17 protein-coding genes are annotated in these 18,491 nt (G+C 72.7%); 9 read left to right on the forward strand and 8 right to left on the reverse strand.

All coding sequences use genetic code 11. The features are described from left to right. Nucleotides 1-9: 9 nt before the first annotated feature. Together ACIBAD_RS22920 and ACIBAD_RS22925 are read left to right on the forward strand one after the other, a co-directional pair. Complete coding sequence (locus ACIBAD_RS22920; protein WP_030156851.1) at nt 10-702, forward strand: metal-dependent transcriptional regulator; 693 nt, start codon at nt 10-12, stop codon at nt 700-702. 302 nt (nt 703-1,004) lie between these two features. After that, complete coding sequence (locus ACIBAD_RS22925) at nt 1,005-1,889, forward strand: alpha/beta fold hydrolase (RefSeq protein ID WP_134073446.1); 885 nt, start codon at nt 1,005-1,007, stop codon at nt 1,887-1,889. Nucleotides 1,890-1,989: 100 nt separating this feature from the next. Here ACIBAD_RS22925 and ACIBAD_RS22930 read toward each other — a convergent pair whose 3' ends face one another. The 3 genes from ACIBAD_RS22930 to ACIBAD_RS22940 all read right to left on the reverse strand — a co-directional run bounded on the left by ACIBAD_RS22930 (nt 1,990) and on the right by ACIBAD_RS22940 (nt 5,315). Beyond that, nucleotides 1,990-3,654, reverse strand: a complete 1,665-nt coding sequence (locus ACIBAD_RS22930; RefSeq protein ID WP_208329022.1) for a transporter — start codon at nt 3,652-3,654, stop codon at nt 1,990-1,992. Further along, nucleotides 3,651-4,493 (reverse strand): ABC transporter ATP-binding protein, encoded by an 843-nt coding sequence (locus tag ACIBAD_RS22935; protein WP_134073448.1) that lies wholly within the window; start codon nt 4,491-4,493, stop codon nt 3,651-3,653. The genes ACIBAD_RS22930 and ACIBAD_RS22935 overlap by 4 nt, the downstream gene beginning before the upstream one ends. 141 nt (nt 4,494-4,634) lie before the next feature. Further along, on the reverse strand, nt 4,635-5,315 hold the full coding sequence (locus ACIBAD_RS22940) for a bifunctional DNA primase/polymerase (RefSeq protein ID WP_134073450.1): 681 nt from the start codon (nt 5,313-5,315) through the stop codon (nt 4,635-4,637). Nucleotides 5,316-5,535: 220 nt separating this feature from the next. Here ACIBAD_RS22940 and ACIBAD_RS22945 point away from each other — a divergent pair, with 220 nt between their 5' ends. Together ACIBAD_RS22945 and ACIBAD_RS22950 are read left to right on the forward strand one after the other, a co-directional pair. Continuing rightward, the gene (locus ACIBAD_RS22945; protein WP_134073453.1) at nt 5,536-6,915 is read left to right on the forward strand and encodes a transcriptional regulator; all 1,380 of its coding nucleotides are present in this window, start codon (nt 5,536-5,538) and stop codon (nt 6,913-6,915) included. A gap of 80 nt (nt 6,916-6,995) precedes the next feature. Next, nucleotides 6,996-8,444, forward strand: coding sequence for a hypothetical protein (locus tag ACIBAD_RS22950; protein WP_398908197.1), 1,449 nt, complete (start codon nt 6,996-6,998; stop codon nt 8,442-8,444). A gap of 14 nt (nt 8,445-8,458) precedes the next feature. Here ACIBAD_RS22950 and ACIBAD_RS22955 read toward each other — a convergent pair whose 3' ends face one another. Then, nucleotides 8,459-9,733: an ABC transporter substrate-binding protein gene (locus ACIBAD_RS22955; RefSeq protein WP_398908233.1), complete on the reverse strand. Its 1,275-nt coding sequence runs from the start codon at nt 9,731-9,733 to the stop codon at nt 8,459-8,461. Between the two features lie 197 nt (nt 9,734-9,930). On the opposite strand from ACIBAD_RS22955, the gene ACIBAD_RS22960 reads away from it, so the two are divergent. Then, entirely contained in the window at nt 9,931-10,377 is a 447-nt protein-coding gene (locus tag ACIBAD_RS22960; RefSeq protein WP_134074521.1) for a hypothetical protein, read from the forward strand. Between the two features lie 28 nt (nt 10,378-10,405). Beyond that, the gene (purU, locus tag ACIBAD_RS22965) at nt 10,406-11,281 is read left to right on the forward strand and encodes a formyltetrahydrofolate deformylase (RefSeq protein ID WP_134073457.1); all 876 of its coding nucleotides are present in this window, start codon (nt 10,406-10,408) and stop codon (nt 11,279-11,281) included. Nucleotides 11,282-11,325: 44 nt separating this feature from the next. Here purU and ACIBAD_RS22970 read toward each other — a convergent pair whose 3' ends face one another. Continuing rightward, a complete protein-coding gene (locus ACIBAD_RS22970; protein ID WP_398908198.1) occupies nt 11,326-12,558 on the reverse strand; it encodes a maleylpyruvate isomerase N-terminal domain-containing protein in 1,233 nt (410 codons plus the stop codon). Then, on the reverse strand, nt 12,555-13,133 hold the full coding sequence (locus ACIBAD_RS22975) for a sigma factor (RefSeq protein WP_134073461.1): 579 nt from the start codon (nt 13,131-13,133) through the stop codon (nt 12,555-12,557). Before ACIBAD_RS22975 ends, ACIBAD_RS22970 begins: the two co-directional genes overlap by 4 nt. A gap of 309 nt (nt 13,134-13,442) precedes the next feature. Here ACIBAD_RS22975 and ACIBAD_RS22980 point away from each other — a divergent pair, with 309 nt between their 5' ends. Then, nucleotides 13,443-13,961, forward strand: coding sequence for an EF-hand domain-containing protein (locus tag ACIBAD_RS22980; protein ID WP_398908199.1), 519 nt, complete (start codon nt 13,443-13,445; stop codon nt 13,959-13,961). A 55-nt stretch (nt 13,962-14,016) separates the two neighbouring features. On the opposite strand, the gene ACIBAD_RS22985 is transcribed toward ACIBAD_RS22980, so the two are convergent. Both ACIBAD_RS22985 and ACIBAD_RS22990 read right to left on the reverse strand, forming a co-directional pair. After that, nucleotides 14,017-14,262 (reverse strand): hypothetical protein, encoded by a 246-nt coding sequence (locus ACIBAD_RS22985; protein WP_134073465.1) that lies wholly within the window; start codon nt 14,260-14,262, stop codon nt 14,017-14,019. A gap of 132 nt (nt 14,263-14,394) precedes the next feature. Further along, nucleotides 14,395-15,954, reverse strand: coding sequence for a class I adenylate-forming enzyme family protein (locus ACIBAD_RS22990; protein WP_398908201.1), 1,560 nt, complete (start codon nt 15,952-15,954; stop codon nt 14,395-14,397). A 173-nt stretch (nt 15,955-16,127) separates the two neighbouring features. On the opposite strand from ACIBAD_RS22990, the gene ACIBAD_RS22995 reads away from it, so the two are divergent. Together ACIBAD_RS22995 and ACIBAD_RS23000 are read left to right on the forward strand one after the other, a co-directional pair. Then, nucleotides 16,128-17,324 (forward strand): amidohydrolase family protein, encoded by a 1,197-nt coding sequence (locus ACIBAD_RS22995; RefSeq protein ID WP_134073467.1) that lies wholly within the window; start codon nt 16,128-16,130, stop codon nt 17,322-17,324. Then, a complete protein-coding gene (locus tag ACIBAD_RS23000; RefSeq protein ID WP_398908202.1) occupies nt 17,324-18,487 on the forward strand; it encodes an acyl-CoA dehydrogenase family protein in 1,164 nt (387 codons plus the stop codon). Before ACIBAD_RS22995 ends, ACIBAD_RS23000 begins: the two co-directional genes overlap by 1 nt. The last annotated feature ends 4 nt before the right edge of the window (nt 18,488-18,491 follow it).

Genomic DNA, 18,491 nt, shown 5'->3' on the forward strand with positions numbered 1-18,491 from the left:
GGGGCACGAATGTCCGGACTGATCGATACCACGGAGATGTATCTCCGCACCATCCTCGAGCTGGAAGAGGAAGGCGTGGTCCCCATGCGCGCCCGCATCGCCGAGCGGCTGGACCAGAGCGGCCCGACGGTGAGCCAGACGGTGGCGCGCATGGAGCGCGACGGCCTCGTGGCCGTGGCGAGCGACCGCCACCTGGAGCTGACGGAGGAGGGGCGGCGGCTGGCGACGCGCGTGATGCGCAAGCACCGGCTCGCGGAATGCCTCCTCGTCGACGTCATCGGCCTGGAGTGGGAGCAGGTGCACGCCGAGGCCTGCCGCTGGGAGCACGTGATGAGCGAGGCGGTGGAGCGGCGGGTGCTGGAGCTGCTGCGCCACCCGACGGAGTCGCCGTACGGGAACCCGATCCCGGGGCTGGAGGAGCTGGGCGAGAAGGCCGAGGCGGACCCGTTCCTGGAGGACGGAATGGTCAGCCTGTCGGAGCTGGATCCGGGTGCGGACGGCAAGACGGTGGTCGTGCGCCGGATCGGGGAGCCGATCCAGACGGACGCCCAGCTGATGTACACGCTGCGGCGGGCGGGCGTGCAGCCCGGTTCGGTGGTCAGCGTGACCGAGTCGCCGGGCGGGGTGCTGGTCGGCAGCGGTGGCGAAGCCGCCGAGCTGGATGCGGAGATCGCCTCGCACGTGTTCGTGGCCAAGCGCTGACGGCCTCCACGCAGGCCGGCACGCGCACTGTCGGCGGTAGACGGTGGTAGATGTGGGCGGTCCCGGCGCCTCGCGGCGCCGGGACCGATCCTCCCCTTGCTGACCTGGAGCCCCGAGCTCTCAAGGTCATCCCCGCGGACCGTCTTCCCCGAGCGGCCCGCCTCCCTGTTGAAAGGATCTCCGTCGGCAGGGGCGGCCAATCCTTGAGCAAGGTCACTCGAAAGAGCGGTGTTGAAGACGAGAACCCCGTTTTCGAATACGGGTTCGATAGTCTGGCCGCGAGCGAAGGGGGTGCATCTGCCGTGGTACAGCGCATCGATGTGACAGGGGCCGACGGTGTGCGCCTGGCCGCCTGGGAGTTCCGGGAATCGCCCCCCACCGCGCCCCCGGATCCCGACGAGCCCCGGGTGCTGTTACTCCACGGTCTGATGGGCCGCGCCTTCCACTGGGCGGGCACCGCCCGCTGGCTCTCCGAGCACCGCCGCGTCGTCGCCCTCGACCAGCGCGGCCACGGCCAGAGCGAGCGCCCCGCCGCCGGCCCGGGTGCCGCGACCCCTCTGGGGCGCGACGCGTTCGTGGCCGATGCCGAGGCCGTCATCGAGCAGCTCGGCCTGGGCCCCGTGACGCTGATCGGACACTCCATGGGCGCCCTCACCGGCTGGCAGCTCGCCGCCCGCCGCCCCGACCTGGTCGAGGCCCTGGTGATCTGCGACATGCGCGCCTCCGCCCTCGGCGAGGCCTCCCAGCAGGAATGGGAGGAGTGGTTCCGCCGCTGGCCCCTCCCCTTCCCCACCCAGGACGCCGCCCGCCGCTGGTTCGGCGAGGACGACCCCCGGGTGGAACGCCCCGACCCCGGCCGCGGCTCCTTCTTCGCCGAGGTGATGCACCAGGCCCCCGACGGCTGGCGCCCCCTGTTCTCCCGCCGCCAGATGCTGACCGCCCGCGAGACCTGGGTGCACGACGCGCACTGGGAGGAGCTGGCCCAGGTCCGCTGCCCGACCCTGGTCGTCCGCGGCCTCGACGGCGAACTGGGCCGCGCCGAGGCCCAGGAGATGGTCCGCGTCCTCCCGGAGGGCCAGTACGCCGAGATCCCCGACGCCGGCCACTACCTCCACTACGACCAACCCGCCGCCTGGCGCGCCGCCCTGGAGCCCTTCCTGGAGCGGATCAGAAGCGCCGCCCGCTGAGGAACGCGCGGAGGGGGCGGCGGGCAGCAGCCCGTCACCCCCTCCCGTACGCGCATCACGTACGCCCGACGCTCAGTCCTTGCCGCCGAGCCCCCGCCGCTCAGCCCTTGCTGACCGCCAGCAGGATCTCCGGAAGGGTCCTGGCCACCGTCGGCGCCGTCAGGCGCAGGCCCGCCCAGGCCGCGAGGGTGCCCCAGGCCGCGCCCAGCGGCAGCAGGATCCAGGTCAGGGACTGCTGGTCCGTCACGTTGAGGAAGACCGCCAGGGCGATCACCGGCGAACAGATCACCGCCGACGCCAGCATGCCGCCGAAGATGCCCGCCCAGGCGAGCCCGGCCTGACCCGGCACCACGTTCTTGAACGCGCCGTCCGTCGGGATCGAGTACGGGAACCGGGCCGAGGCCAGTGCGCCCGTGCACAGCATCGAGCCGAGCAGCCCCAGGGCCACCCCGAGAGCCGCCGGCAAACCGCTCCAGTCGTGCACGAGCGCCGCCGTGACCGCCATGAGCACGACCGTGTACGGGACGGTCACCAGGGCCAGGGCGTATGCGCGGGCGCGCAGCTCCTCGAACGCCTCCCGCGGGGTCGAGATGGTCTGCGCGACCATCCAGAACGCCGAGGTGTCCTGCCCGAACTGGTTGTACATCTGCATGCCGAGCATGCCCGCGCCGAAGCAGGCCAGGTACAGCGAGCCCGTGCCCTGGAGGGCGTTGAAGACCGGGACGATCGCGCCGACCGCCAGGGCCGTCACCCACGCCGACTTCGTCTTCGGGTCGCGCACCACGTACCGCAGCGTGCGCTGCATGACCGCGCCCGTCCGACCGGCCGGCAGGAACGCCCGGACACCGGCGCCTCCCGCGGACTCCCGCTTCCCCGACGGCTTCGCCGCCGCGATCGTCGACCCGTCCGGGGTGACCATCAGCGCGGTCAGGCTCCGCTCCCAGAACCGCAGCAGCAGGACCAGCGCGAGGACCGTCACGGCCAGCTGGCCCGCGGCCACCCCGTACGCGCCCTCGCTCGCCGAGTCCACCATGCCGACGGCCGTCGCGGGCGGCAGCCACCGCACCACGGCCTCGGCCGGCTCCAACTGCGCCAGTCCGCCCGCCTGGAACAGGCGCTGGCTGGCGAAGTTCGCCAGCTGCGCGCCGATCGCGATCAGCAGGCCGCTGAGCAGCGCGAGGTCGCGCCCCTTGCGGCTGGTCAGCAGCCGGACGTTGGCCGTGGCCACGGCGCGGGCCAGCACGACGCAGCCCAGCACCAGCAGCGGCACGGCCACGACGGCCGCCGCGATGCCCGCCGCGCCCCGCGCGACGGCCACCACCGAGCCCACCGCGAGGCAGACCGTGAACAGCGGGCCGATACCGACCAGCGAGGAGGCCAGCAGGGCCCGTACGAGCGGCCGCGGCCGCAGCGGCAGCATGACGAGCCGGCTCGGGTCGAGCGTCTCGTCCCCGCTCGGGAAGAACAGCGGCATGAACGTCCAGCCCAGCGCCAGGATCGCCGCGAGCAGCACGACGACCGTGCCCGCGTGCGCGTTCCCGTGCAGCACGGCCAGGCCGATCATCGCGAGGCAGGCCACCGCCAGCGACAGCGCCAGCGAGGTGAAGTACGCGGCCTTGCGCTTCGACGAGCCCTTCAGCCCGTTGCGGATCAGCGAGAGCTTGAGGCGGACGAAGACCGAGGTCAGGTTCACCGCGGGAGCGGAGGCCGGGGTCGCGGCCGAGGCGTGCCCGGCCGCCGGGGCGGAGGCGGGTGCGGCGCTCATCGGGCCGCCTGCCCGCCGAGCCAGTCCAGGGAGTCCCCCGCGTCGCGCCCGCCCGCACCGACCAGCTCCAGGAACGCGGTCTGCAGCGAGGGCGCGTCGCCCCGTACGTCGGCCAGCGGGCCCGCGGCGCGGATCCGGCCGGCGGCCATGACGGCCACCCAGTCGCACAGCGACTCGACCAGCTCCATCACGTGGGAGGAGAAGACGACGGTGGCGCCGGACGAGGTGTAGCGCTCCAGCACCCCGCGGATGGTCTGCGCCGACACCGGGTCCACACCCTCGAACGGCTCGTCCAGGAAGAGGACTTCGGGGTTGTGCAGCAGGGCGGCGGCCAGGCCGATCTTCTTCCGCATGCCCGTCGAGTAGTCCACGACCAGCTTGTGCTGCGAGCCCGCGAGGTCCAGTACGTCCAGCAGCTGCGTGGCCCGCTTGTCCGTCTCCTCGCCCGGCAGCCCCCGCAGCCGGCCCATGTAGCCGAGCAGCTCGCGGCCCGACAGCCGCTCGAACAGCCGCAGGCCCTCCGGCAGTACGCCGATCCGCGACTTCACCTCGACCGGGTCGCTCCACACGTCGTGCCCGGAGACGAGGACCCGACCCATGTCCGGGCGCAGCAGCCCGGTCACCATCGACAGCGTCGTCGTCTTGCCGGCGCCGTTCGGCCCGACCAGGCCGATGAACTGGCCCGCGGGCAGCTCCAGGTCGATCCCCGCGACCGCGACCTGGTCGCCGAAGCGCTTCCACAGGCCCTCGACCCGTACCGCCGCCCGTCCGGCGGACGGCGCGGGCCGCGCGCCGTCCGGTCCGTCCGCCCCACCCGTCGCAACTGCCTGGTCCGGCATGTGCGCCTGCCTCTCGTCCTCATCCCCGTGGTCTTGCCCTCCTCACGATAGGAGGGCGGGGAGAGGCTGGGCAGTTACTTATGTCATGAGTTTCCGGACACGAACATCCCGGCTCTGACCTGCGATCTCGCCGATCGGGCGTCAGGCGCCCCGCCGGTCCCGGTCCGCCGCCGCCTCGCGGCCGCAGGCGTACGCCAGCGCCGCGATCAGCTCCTCGGTGTCCGGCAGCCACCGGTTGGCCGGGGTGGGCCGGCGTGCCCACTGGACCGCTCCCCGGCCGCCGAAGCGGGTGGGCGGGGCGGCCACGTACTCGCCCTCGCCGCGCGCGGCGAGATCGATCGAGGCCGGTGACCAGCCGAGCTTGCGCACCAGGTCCGGCACCTTCACCCCGGCGCCCGGAAGGACGAAGAACAGCATCCGGTGGTCGGGCGTCAGGGCGACCGGCCCGAGGGTGCGCTCCATCCGCTCCAGGCGCGCCAGCGCCAGGAACCCGGCCGAGTCCGGCACGTCCAGCGCGTCGAACGTGCGGCCCGTCGGCAGCAGGATCGAGGCCTCGGGCCGCTTCGCCCAGATCCGCCGCACCTGGACCGCGCTGCCCGTGGCCAGCGCCGCCCAGTCCTTCACCGTGGGGTGGGCGCCGGGTGCCGGGCAGTCCTGTGCCCCGCAGGAGCACACCTCCCGCCCGTCCGCGGACTCCAGCCAGGTGCCGGCGAAGACGTCCCAGTGCCGTTCTTCCGCGTACCGCACGGCATGGTCCAGCAGCTGCTCGCCGCGCTGCTTGGGGATGGGTGCGGTCTCCGTGACTCCGATGGTGTCTTCCACGCCCATCACAACTCTCGGGGTCACTCGTGGTTACGGGCGTAAACCGGCCGGTGGACGGAGCATCGATCCTGCATACGGGGCGCACTGGAGCACGCGCGGGGGCGCGTAGGAGGTCGGGGCGCCGGAGTTGGGTAGCGACACGACGCAGAGCGGATGATTCTCCGCAACTCAGGCGGGAAGTGATCATTCCAACGATCACCCGCGGCTACTGGGGGTTTTCATGGCAGCCAGGCCTCTCGTCGCGCGCCAGCCGAATGAACGGCTACAGGCGCTCATCCAGGAAGCCGGGTGCTCGAACGCCGGGCTCGCCCGGCGCGTCAACATGTGCGGGGCCGAACACGGCCTCGATCTCCGCTACGACAAGACGTCCGTGGCCCGGTGGCTGCGCGGCCAGCAGCCGCGCGGCCGGGCGCCCGGCATCATCGCCGAGGCGCTGGGGCGAAAACTCGGCCGGACCGTCACCATCGACGAGATCGGCATGGCCAACGGCAAGAACCTCGCCTCCGGCATCGGCCTGCAGTTCTCCCCGACCGTCATCGGCGCCATCGAGCAGGTCAGCGAGTTGTGGCGGAGCGACGTCGGCCGCCGCGACTTCCTCTCGGGTTCCAGCGTGGCGGCCTCGGCGCTCGTCGAGCCGAGCCGCGACTGGCTGATCACCGGCGCCGACGCACAGGTGGCGCGCAGCGGCGGCTCGCGCGTCGGGATGCCGGACGTGGAGGCGGTACGGGCGACCACCGAGGCCCTGAAGGACCTCGACCACCGTTTCGGCAGCGGGCACGTGCGGCCCGTCGTCGTGCACTACCTCAACTCCGTGGTGTCCGGGCTGATCGGCGGCTCGTACCGGGAGCCGGTCGGGCGGGCGCTGTTCGCGGCGGTGGCCAGACTGACCGAGCTGGCCGGCTACATGGCGGTGGACACCGGCCAGCCGGGCCTGGCGCAGCGCTACTACATTCAGGCGCTACGGCTGGCGCAGGCGGCCGGGGACCGGGCGTACGGGGGCTACGTGCTCGCGGCGTCCATGAGCCACCTCGCGGCGGAACTGGGCAATCCGCGGGAGATCGCGCAGCTCGCGCGGGCCGCGCAGGAGGGGACCCGCGGGCAGGTCACGCCGCGGGTGGAGGCGATGTTCTACGCCGCCGAGGCGCGCGGGCACGCCCTGCTGGGCGACACCCGGGCGACGGCGGTGCTGTCCTCGCGGGCGGTGACCGCGCTGGAGCGGGCGGAGCCGGAGTCGGGCGACGACCCGGTGTGGATCCGGCACTTCGACGCGGCGTACCTCGCGGACGAGCTGGCGCACTGCCACCGGGACCTGGGGCAGGCGGACGCGGCGGCCCGGCAGGCGGAGGAGGCGCTGCGCGGGCTCCCGGCGGGCAAGGCGCGGCGCCGGGCGATCGGGCTGCTGCTGCTGGCGGCGGCGCAGGTGCAGCAGCGGGAGGTGGAGCAGGCGTGCCAGACGGCGGCGAAGGCGGCCGAGCTGCTGTCGGGGATCCGCTCGAACCGGGGCGCGGAGTACCTGGACGACTTCCGGACCCGGCTCGCCCCGTACCGCGACGAGCCGGCGGCCCGGGAATTCACCGCTCGACTGGAGGTGGTGGCGTAGGTGACCTCCGGAGGCGGGGGGCGACCGGGTAGCGTGAGCCGACGATTCGGAATACCGGAGTGGTCGGCGAAGGAGTCCCGGTGACGGAGAGCGGACAGGGCGGCGGCCCGCAGGCTGGTACGCCATGGAGCCCCGACCCGGCGTACCCGCAGCCCGCAGACGGCTACCCCCCGCCGACCCCGGCGTACGGCCACCCGCCGGCGCCGGGGCAGCCGCATCCGGACCAGGACCAGGCCCGGCCGGGCGGCCCTCCGCAGCCGGGCGGGCCCGGGTACGGGTATCCGCCCGTGCAGGGCCAGGCGGAGCCCGGACACGTGGTGGGACCCGGCTACGAGGGGCCGGGGGAGCCGCACGGGTACGGCTACCCGCCGCTGCCGGAGGCGGTCACCCAGTACATCCCGCCGGTCCCGGCCGCGCCCGGGCCCGGTGAGGGCGCGACCCAGTACATCCCGCCGGTTCCGGCCGCGCCCGGGCCCGGTGAGGGCGCGACCCAGTACATCCCGCCGGTTCCGGCCGCGCCCGGGCCCGGTGAAGGCGCGACCCAGTACATCCCGCCCGTACCCGGCGCTACCGGTCCGGACGAGGGTGCGACCCAGTACATTCCGCCCGTGCCGGGCGGGGTCGCGCACCACGAGGCCGCCACGCAGTACATCCCGCCCGTCACCGACGGGTTCGACGCGCTGTTCCGTGAGGAGGGCGGCGCCGATGCCGGGCACACGCGGCAGCTGCCGCCCGTGCAGGAGCCGGTGCTGCGGCAGCCGCCGCCGCGGGGGTATCCGCCGCGCGGGCAGCGGCCCGTACCGCCCCAGGCCCAGGCCCAGCCCCACCGGCAGCCGCAGACGCAGCCGCAGTACGCCCCGCCCCAGCCCCCGCCCCCGTCCCGGCCGGAGGCGACCCGGCGCGTGCCGGCCTGGGTGATCGGCGCCGTCGTCATCGGCCTGGCCGTCGTCGGACTCGGCGTCGGCGCGCTGCTCAGCGACGGCAAGAAGCAGAACAACGACCCCGCGGCCGCGGCCGCGACCCCCAGCGCCGGAAGCTCGGCCGCGGCGGCCGCCGAGGCGCCCGTGGACCCGGCCCGCTCCCAGGCCGTCCAGCTCGACAAGCTCCTCGCGGACAGCAACGACAGCCGCGCCGCCGTGATCCGCGCCGTCGACGACATCAAGGGCTGCCGCAACCTCGGCCAGGCGGCCTCCGACCTGCGCGACGCGGCCCGCCAGCGCGAGGAGCTCGTCACCCGCCTCCAGGACCTGAAGATGGACCAGCTCCCCGACAACGCGAAGCTGGCCGCCTCGCTCACCAAGGCCTGGCAGTCCTCCGCGGCCGCCGACAACAGCTACGCGGCCTGGGCGGACGACACCGCCGGCGACAAGAAGGGCTGCAAGGACGGGCAGGCCAAGGGCACCGGCAACGCCGCCGAGGGCAACAAGGCGAGCGGCGAGGCGACCAGGGCGAAGGAGTCGGCCGCGACCCTGTGGAACGCGATCGCGGCCAAGTACGGCCTCACCAAGCGGGACAAGTCCCAGCTGTAGTCGCGAACGGAGCGCTACGCCGCGCGGGGCGCCTGCTCCAGGGTCTCCGTCATGTCCATCGACTGCTCGCCCTGCTGGGCGACCAGCCGGCCCGACTGGACGACCTGGAAGTTGACGCGCCCGTTCACCATGCGCGGGAAGCCGGCTACGGCGCGCATGTCCCCGTAGCGCCAGCTCAGGTCCGGGGTCAGCCCGCCGGTCTTGACCGGCTCCCCCTGGTTCAGCATGCGCGCCGTCTTGCGCGCCGTGACGTCCTCGTCGGGCTTGAACCGCTTCAGGGTCTCGCTGAGCACGGTGTACGCGATCCAGGTGGTCTGCGTCCCGCTGTCGTCCGGGTCGACGGCGTCGTTGCCGAAGGCGTGGTCGGAGATCACCTTCCGCATCGGCTCCCACAGCGCGTCCGTGGACACCGGGTACCAGCTCGTGACGTACGAGCCCTCGAAGGGGCTCTCCCTGCCGCCGGTGCGGTCGACCACGGCCTGGCTGACGCTGCCGAGAACCGAGGAGATCTGCGGGTTCTTGTGCTTGCCGTCCTCGCGCCGGAACGCGTCGAAGAACGTCTCCGTGCGCTCGCCGAGCACGGCGGTCACACACCCCCGGTCCTTGCCGCCGGTGGAGTCGGCCAGGGCCTCGCGGGCCTGCGCGATGTAGTCCGCGGAATCCTCGGCGGCCCTGATGTCGTTGGCCTCGGGCGCCTTGTTGAGCTTCAGGCCGGCGTTGAGCAGGATCGGCATGGAGTCGCCCGCGAGGGTGTCCGGGCGGACGATGGCCACCTGGCTGCACGCCTTGCCGAGCTGGTGTCCGGCGCCGGCGAGGAGGACGGGCTGGCCGCCGTTGACCGGGAAGGAGAGGGTGCTCTGGAACTCCTCGGAGGAGACTCCGTAGCCGCCTATGAAGGGGATGCCCTCCGCCTCCAGCGGGGCCATGAAGGCGCGGCCGTGCTGGCTGTACGAGCCGACGACCGCGACGGCCTTCTCGTCGATGGCCTTGCGGGCGCAGTCGGCGGCGCCGTTCGGGGTGTTCTTCTCGTTGCAGGTCAGTACGCGCAGTTTGTGCCCGTTGATACCGCCCTTGGAATTGACCCAGGCCTCATAGGCCTTGGCCATCCCCGGCATTCCGGGCATATTGGTCGCCTTGGTGTCCTGCGGTGCGAAGGTCATGACCGTGATGGTGTCCCCGGAGCCCCCCGAGCCCCCGGGGAGCACCCCGCACCCGGCGACGAGACAGGTGCCCATCGCCGTTGCCACCAAGGTGCGGGCCAGGGAAGCGGTGCGTCGCCATTCGGTCATGTCCATGCACGCTTCCGCCCCAGGGGTAACTGGAGAGTGAGATGGACACAACACGGGGTGACGTGAAGGTGAATTGCCGGGGGGCGGATTGCGCACAGGTGCTTCAAGATCGCGCAAGCCGTGAACGTAACATCGCAAGCGTGACATTCGCCCAAGGTTCGAAGAACCCTTCCCGCCGAGGTGGCCGCTCCTCCACCATGGGCGGCATGCCCCTGAACGACATGCCGTGGTGGCGCTGGCGCAGCAACGTGCGCTCGGCGCTCCACATGCTTTCCGACCCGGTCTTCCACGAGGAGACCTGGCTCGCCGGTGTCGAGGGGTACGGGGACGTCACCGACGCCGTGTACCGCCTCGTCGAGGACACGTGGCTCGACAGCTGGTCGGCCGACAAGTACGTCGGCACGATATTCCGCGACTCCCAGGAGGCCGCCCTCGTGGACCTCGCGGTGCTGCGGGTGCTGCGGATCCTGCACCAGGTCGGGCCCGACGCCCCCGTCTCCACCTACCTGGAGCACCACGCCTGGCCCGAGGCGGTCCGTGCCGCGCGCGAGGCGCACGTACGGATGGCGACGGCGGACGGGGACGAACCGGACGAGCGGCCGCGGTCGCTGGAAGTGCTGCGGATCCTGACCCGCGCGGCGTGAGCCGCGGGGTGTGAAAGGCTGTGGGGTCATGAGCGACGACCCGCAGGCCCAGGCCCCCCAGCAGTACGTACTGACCCTGTCATGCCCGGACAAGCAGGGCATCGTGCACGCCGTGTCCAGTTACCTGTTCATGACCGGCTGCAACATCGAGGACAGCCGGCAGTTCGGCGACCACGACACCGGCCTCTTCTTCATGCGGGTCCACTTCTCCGCCGACGCCCCGGTGACGCTCGACAAGCTGCGGGCCAGCTTCGCCGCGATCGGCGACTCGTTCCGGATGGACTGGCAGCTGCACCTCTCCGACGAGCGCATGCGGATCGTGCTGATGGTGTCGAAGTTCGGGCACTGCCTGAACGACCTTCTGTTCCGATCCAGCATCGGCGCGCTCCCGGTCGAGATCGCGGCGGTGGTCTCGAACCACACCGACTTCGCCGAACTGGTGCGCTCGTACGGCGTCCCCTTCCACCACATCCCGGTGACGAAGGAGACGAAGGCGGAGGCGGAGGCGCAGCTGCTGGCACTGGTCCGGGACGAGAACGTCGAGCTCGTGGTGCTGGCCCGCTACATGCAGGTGCTGTCGGACACCCTGTGCAAGGAGCTGAGCGGGCGGATCATCAACATCCACCACTCCTTCCTGCCGAGCTTCAAGGGTGCGAAGCCGTACCACCAGGCCCACGCGCGCGGTGTGAAGCTGATCGGTGCCACCGCGCACTACGTGACGGCCGACCTGGACGAGGGCCCGATCATCGAGCAGGAGGTCGAGCGGGTGGGCCACGAGGTGACGCCGGACCAGCTGGTGGCGATCGGGCGCGACGTGGAGTGCCAGGCGCTGGCGCGGGCCGTGAAGTGGCACAGCGAGCACCGCGTGCTCCTGAACGGCACCCGCACGGTCGTCTTCGCGTAGCCCCGGGGCTCCGCCGCGCACCGGCGGAGCCCTGCGGGCACCGCCTAGAGGCGGCTCAGGGACGCCGCCGCGAAGAGGACGTCGCGGATGGCCTCGCGGTCGCCGTGCTGGCCCACGGCCGCCTCCTCCGGGGAGATGTGCCCGGCGGCCAGCTGGCAGAACTCGGCGCCGTCCAGCGCGATCTGCGCCACCGTGTGCTCCGGTGACGGCTTCGCCGCCGGGGAGTCCAGGGCGATTTCCCAGCTGCCGCCGCCGGCCCCCTCGATCTCCAGGTGCAGGGTCCGCCCCGGCGCGCCCGCCGCGACCAGGCCGCGGGCCGGGGCCGCGAGGCCCGCCCGGCGCCGGTGGGCCAGCGCGCTCGGCAGCAGCCGCGCCGCCAGGTCGATCATCCGGTTCAGGTGGGGCCCGGACGGCGGGTCGTAGGGATAGTCCACCGCCTCCGCGATGTCCCACGCGTGCACCCAGCACTCGAAGGCCCGCTCCAGGAAGGCGTCTTCGAGCGGCAGCGCGAAGGGCCCGTACGCCACCGACAGTTCCCCGACGCCCCGGCCCGCGAACGACACCGTCCGCACGAGCGTGTGGCCCTGCTCCCGCCACGGCTCGCGGATCTGCCGGGTGATGGGCTGCTCGGCGGAGCTCCAGTAGTGCTCGGTGCGGCCCGTCGCGTCCGACGGCGCCTCCGGGCCCAGCGGGTCGTCCAGGCCCAGCGCCGTCGCGACCAGCCCGTCCACCGTCAGCAGGTGCCCGATGACCCCGGCCACCGTCGTCCGGCGCGACTGCCGCCGCTCCTCCTCGAACCACTTCAGCCGTACGGGGGTCTGCCACTCCGAGTCGCCGAAGTCCCGCAGCAGCGCGTCGAGCCGCGCGGTCTCCGTGTCGTACGGGTTCGCCCACGCCGGCACCGGGATGCGGGCGGGCCGCCTGCCGAGGCAGTCCTCCAGCACCCGTGACCGCAGCAGCGGCTTGAGGTCCAGGCTGTCCTCGGGGTGCAGCAGGCCCACGGCGTCGCGCAGCCGCAGCGCCTCCTCGGCGCACTGCGCGCACTCGGTGAGGTGGTCCTCTACCGCCTGGGTCTCCTCGGCGGAGCAGGCCGCGAGGGCCCATGCGCCGAGCAGGGACTTCAGTACGGCGTGGGTGCGCGGCGGTTCGGGCAGCGGTTCCGGTGCGTGCCGCGGATCGAGGTCGTCGGCGGCCCCGCGCGGACCCGGTATGCGCGCCGGACCGCCGGGGCGCTGCTCCTCGTGTCCCTCGGCGGGCGGGTCGGCGGGGCCGTTCATCGGGGTGTTCCATATCCTGGCGGGCCGTATCCGGGCGGAGCGGCGTCCTCCGGCGGGAGGACGTTGGCGGTCGACAGCAGTTGGAGGCCCAGGCGCAGCCGGCGCCGGGCCTCGTCCTCGCTGATGCGGAGGTCGGCGGCGGCCTGCCGGTAGTCGCGGCGCTTGAAGTACGCGAGTTCCAGCGCGGCGCGCAGCGGTGCGGGCATGGACGTGACGATGTAGTCCGCGCGGGCGGCGGCGCTGGCACTGCGCACCTTCTGTTCGAGCTCCTCGCGCGAGCCGCGGCCGACTTCGGCCTGGCGCAGCCGGGCAACGGCCTGGCCCTGGGTGATCCGGGCGACCCAGGAGCGCATGGAGCCCTGCCTGGGGTCGTACGCGTCGGGGTTCTCCCAGATGTAGCCGAACACTTCGCGGGTGATCCGGTCCGCCGCCTTCTCGTCGCCGAGGACCCGGTGCGCCAGGCTGTGCACGAGCGAGGCGAAGCGGTCGTACAGCTCTCCGAGCGCGGCGGCCTCGCCGCGGGCGAGGCGCTGCTGCATGCGGCGGTCCCAGCGAGGTGGTACGTCCTTCGGCATAACTGCCCCCAGCCGTGTGTCGACGCCTCGAATGTAGTCGCCAGAGGCGTGTTCGCGCCCGTTTTGGGGGAACGCGGGCCTGGAGGAACGCTCTCCGTGATAGGCGGGGTGCGGGGTGCGGGGTGTGAACGGTGGGACCGGATGCGGCACATGGGCACAGGTGTACGCGCCCCGTCACGCTTCCCGTGCGCGGGTTCGATGCGGCCACCTGCTTGCCGACTTCGCTTAACGGGCAGGCCACGTAGGCCTTACGCTCCTGCCTTGTCTTGAACTGAACTCCACCGCACATGTGAAGGCGGAACGCCGCATATGGACAGCGCAGAATACGAGCGCAAGATCGCCGCCCGGTTTGCCACGTTCGACCAGGACGGGAACGGATACATCGACCGCGAGGACTTCAGCGCGGCCGCGAAGGCGGTGCTGGCCGAATTCGGCACCACCGCCCGGTCGGACAGGGGCCAGGACCTCTTCGCGGGGGCGGAGGCGTTCTGGCAGGGGATGGCCGGGATCGCGGACGTCGACGGGGACCAGCGGGTGACCCGCGAGGAGTTCATCACCGGGGCGGCGAAGCGGCTGCGGGACAACCCGCAGCGGTTCGCGGAGATCGCGCGTCCGTTCCTGCACGGGGTGATCGCGGTGGCGGACGAGGACGGCCGCGGCACGACCCCGGCGGCGGCGGCCCGCGTCCTGCGCGTCCTGGGCACCCCGCCCGAACTGGCCGCGCAGATCGCGGCGGCCCTGGACGCCGACGGCGACGGCCGCATCACGGAGGACGAGATCCTGACGGCCTTCGCCGCGTACTGCGGCGTCGAAGCCCCCGACGCGTAGCCGCACCCGCAGCCGTGGCCCCGCCGCCGCGGGGCCGCGCGCCGCGGGGGGCGCGCTACGGGGCCGCCGTGCCCGCGCGGGCCAGAGCCTGGTCCGCGGCGGCCGCCGGGGCTCCCGCGGCCCCGTCCGCGTGCCGCGGCGCAGCCGGCCGGGCGCGGCCGATGTCCTTCAGCCGCATGGCCGGGCGCTCGACCAGGTGCCAGGAGAGCACCGACGCCAGCAGGGTGCCGCCCGCGGCCAGGGCGAGGTAGGCGCCGAAGCCCCAGCGTGCACCGCCGAGCGCGGCCACCGCCTGCTCCACGACGAAGCCGTGATGTAGATCCCGTACGGGTGGTCGTGCTTGCCGCCCACCCGGCGGAACGGCTTGGGCGGCCGGATGTGGAAGACCCGGTTGAGACATCCGCCACTGCCGGGCAGGACTTCGCGGGCACCCCTAGGCGAAGCGCTCGCGGAGTTTGTACTTGAGGACCTTGCGCAGGGCTTCGTTGCGGGGGAGGGCTTCGACCAGTTCCAGTTGTTCCGGGAGCTTGTGGGGGGACAGGCCCTGGGCGCGGAGGTGGGCCGTCAGCTGCGGGAGGGTCAGGGGGGCCGCGCCGGGTGGCTGTTCCACGACCGCGCAGACGCGTTCGCCGCGCTCCGGGTCCGGGAGGCCGATCACGGCCACGTCGCCGATGGCCGGGAGCAGGTGCAGGAGGTCCTCGATCTCCTTCGCGGAGATGTTCTCGCCCTTGCGGATGATCACGTCCTTGCTGCGGCCGGTCAGGACGAGGTAGCCGTCCGGCGTCAGGTGGCCGAGGTCGCCGGTGATCAGGTAGCCCTCGGCGTCGAAGACCTCCGCCGGTCGGTCCTCCCGGTTCAGGTACCCGCGGCAGACCGCCTCGCCGCGCAGCCGGACCTCGCCGTCGGTGCCCGGGGGCAGGAGCTCGCCGCCGGGCGTCGTGATGCGGATCGACATGCCGGCCGGGGGGCGACCCTCCGTCGTGGCGAGGTGCTCCGGGGTGTCGTCCGGGGCGCCCATGGTGATCATCGGGACCTCGGTCATGCCGTAGCCGTGGGTCAGCTGGCAGCCCAGTTCGCGGACGACCGCGTGGTAGATCTCCGGGGGTTTCGGGGCTCCGCCGCCCGCGAGCAGGCGCAGGGTCGGGATGAGCCTGGACCCCGGGTCCTTGCGCTGCTCCGTCAGGAACATCGAGTAGAACGCCGTCGAGCCGCCGGCCACCGTGACCCCGTGGCGCCGGTAGCCGGCCAGCGCGTCGGGCATCGCGAACTTCTCGAAGAGGACCGCGGGGAACCCGTAGAGCAGCAGCATCACCGTGTAGTCGGGGCCCGCGATGTGCGCGAACGGGAAGGCCATCGAGCCGACGTCGGCCGGGCCCAGGTGCAGGGCGTGGGCCAGGCAGGAGCCGCCCGCGATCAGTGAGCGGTCGGTGTGCAGGACCCCCTTGGGGTCGGAGGTGGTTCCGGAGGTCCAGTAGATCCAGCGGACGGAGGTGCCCTCGGACGGGGGTGGGGGGAGTACTGCGGGGTCCGCGGCCGGGAGCAAGTCGTAGGCCTCGAAGACGCCGCGCGCGCCGAGGCGCCCGGCCATCGCGGTGTGGTCGAAGCCCCGCCAGACGCCCGGGACGGCGAAGAACTCGGCCTTGGACTCGCGTAGCGCGAAGCCCACCTCGCGGTCCCGGTAGAAGGGGATCACCGGGGTCTGGACGGCCCCGATCCGGGCCAGGGCGAGCGAGAGCAGCACCGTCTCGATCCGGGTGGGCAGCTGCCACGCGACGACGGTGCCGGGCCGCACCCCCATCTCGTGCAGCCCCGCCGCGACCTGCTCGGAGCGGTCGCGGAGCTCGGCGAAGGTGAGTGCGCGGTCGTCGGCGGGGTCGTCGGCCGCCTCGATCAGCACGGTGGCGCCGGGGCTGAGCGCGGCCCGCGCCGCGACCAGCTCCCACAGGGTGGGGGAGTGGCTCAGCCGTATCGCCGTGTCCTTGGTGTCCGCCATCCCCAGCCTCCGTAACTGACGCTCAGTCAGATCCAGCGCAGAGCGTAGGGCTCCGGCGCTTGTCGGTCCAGGGGTGGCGGAGCTAGCTTGGAGGCGAAATTAATTCTGACGATCCATCAGATTCACGCTCGGACTCACTCGGGCACTCATCCGGCTTGCGGCGAGGGGACACCATGGAACTGCCTCGGATCATCAGCGTCGACGACCACGTCATCGAGCCCGCGCACCTCTTCGACGTCTGGCTGCCGGCCAAGTACCGCGACCGCGGGCCCAAGGCGCTCACCGCCGGCATCGGCGAGCTCCAGTACACCGGCGGCAAGTACGTGATCTCCATGGACCCCGGCGGCCCGCCCACCGACTGGTGGATCTACGAGGACCTGAAGTTCCCGTACAAGCGCAACATCGCCGCCGTGGGCTTCGACCGCGACGACATGACCCTGGAGGGGATCACGCGCGAGGAGATGCGGCGCGGCTGCTGGGACCCGAAGGCGCGCCTCGCCGACATGGACCTCAACCACGTCGAGGCCTCGCTCTGCTTCCCGACCTTCCCCCGCTTCTGCGGCCAGACCTTCGCGGAGGCCCACGACAAGGAGGTCGCCCTCGCCTGCGTGCGCGCGTACAACGACTGGATGGTCGAGGAGTGGTGCGGCGACAGCGGCGGCCGGCTCATCCCGCTCTGCATCATCCCGCTCTGGGACATCGACCTCGCCGTCGCCGAGATCCGGCGCAACGCCGCCCGCGGGGTGCGCGCCGTGACCTTCTCCGAGATCCCGACGTACCTGGGGCTCCCCTCCATCCACTCCGGCTACTGGGACCCCTTCTTCGCCGTGTGCCAGGAGACGGGCACGGTCGTCAACATGCACATCGGGTCCAGCTCCCAGATGCCCGCCGCCTCGCCCGACGCGCCGCCCGCCGTCCAGGCCTCGCTCAGCTTCAACAACGCCATGGCCTCGATGATGGACTTCCTGTTCAGCGGCGTGCTGGTGAAGTTCCCGACGCTGAAGCTGGCGTACAGCGAGGGCCAGATGGGCTGGATCCCGTACGCCCTCGAACGCGCCGACGACGTCTGGCAGGAGCACCGCGCCTGGGGCGGGGTCCGCGACCTGATCCCCGAGCCGCCGTCCACGTACTACTACCGGCAGATGTTCTGCTGCTTCTTCCGCGACAAGCACGGCATCGCCTCGCTCGACGTCGTCGGCCGCGACAACGCCACCTTCGAGACCGACTACCCGCACGTGGACTCGACCTTCCCGCACACCAAGGAGGTCGCCCTCGACCACGTGAAGGGCCTCGACGAGGAGACCGTCTACAAGCTGATGCGCGGCAACGCCATCCGCATGCTCGGCCTGCCCCTGGACGAGGGCCGCTGATGGATCTGACGTACACGGAGGAGGAGCGGGACTTCCGGGCCCGGCTGCGCGAGTGGCTCGGCAAGACCCTGCCCGAGCTGCCCGCCAAGCCGTCCCCCGACGACTGGCCCGGTCGGCGCGCGTACGACTCCGGCTGGCAGCGCCGGCTGTACGACGCCGGGTACGCCGGCCTGCACTGGCCCGCGGACGCGGGCGGGCGCGGGGCCACCCCCACCCAGCACCTGATCTTCCTGGAGGAGACCGAGCGCGCCGGCGCCCCGTACGTCGGCGCCAACTTCGTCGGACTCCTGCACGCCGGCCCGACCATCGCCGCCGAGGGCACGGCCGCGCAGCGGGCGCGCTGGCTGCCGCCCGTACTGCGCGGGGACGAGGTCTGGTGCCAGGGGTTCAGCGAGCCCGACGCGGGCTCCGACCTGGCCGCGCTGCGCACCCGCGCCGTGCGCGACGGGGACGACTACGTGATCACCGGCTCGAAGATCTGGACCTCGCACGCAGAGGTCGCCGACTGGTGCGAGCTGCTCGTACGGACGGCCCCCATCAGCGCGGAGGTACCCAAACACCGCGGGATCTCCTGGCTGGCCATGCCCATGGACGCGCCCGGGGTCACGGTCCGGCCGCTGCGCACCCTCGCCGGATCGACCGAGTTCGCGGAGGTGTTCCTCGACGAGGTCCGGGTGCCCGTCGCGAACCGGGTCGGGGAGGAGAACGACGGCTGGCGCGTCACCATGGTCACCCTCTCCTTCGAGCGCGGGACGGCCTTCGTCGGGGAGGTCGTGGCCTGCCGCCGCACCCTGGGCGAGCTCGCGCGCACCGCGAAGGCGAACGGCCGCTGGGACGACCCGGTGCTGCGGCGCCGGCTCGGGCGGCTGTACGGGGAGTTCGGCGCGCTGTGGCGGCTCACCCAGTGGAACGTCAGCGAGTCCGAGGCCTCGGGCGGGGTGCCGGGCGTCGGCGGCTCCGTCTTCAAACTCGCCTACTCGCACGCGCGCCAGGATCTGTACGACACCGCCGCCGAGGTGCTGGGCGCGGACTCCCTCGCGCTGGACGGGGAATGGGTCCTGGACCGGCTCTCGTCCCTCTCGTACACGATCGCGGCGGGCACCTCGCAGATCCAGCGGAACATCGTCGCCGAGCGGATCCTCGGCCTCCCGAAGGGCCGGTGAGGGC

Source organism: Streptomyces sp. NPDC051109 (assembly GCF_044455885.1).
Classification (GTDB): domain Bacteria; phylum Actinomycetota; class Actinomycetes; order Streptomycetales; family Streptomycetaceae; genus Streptomyces.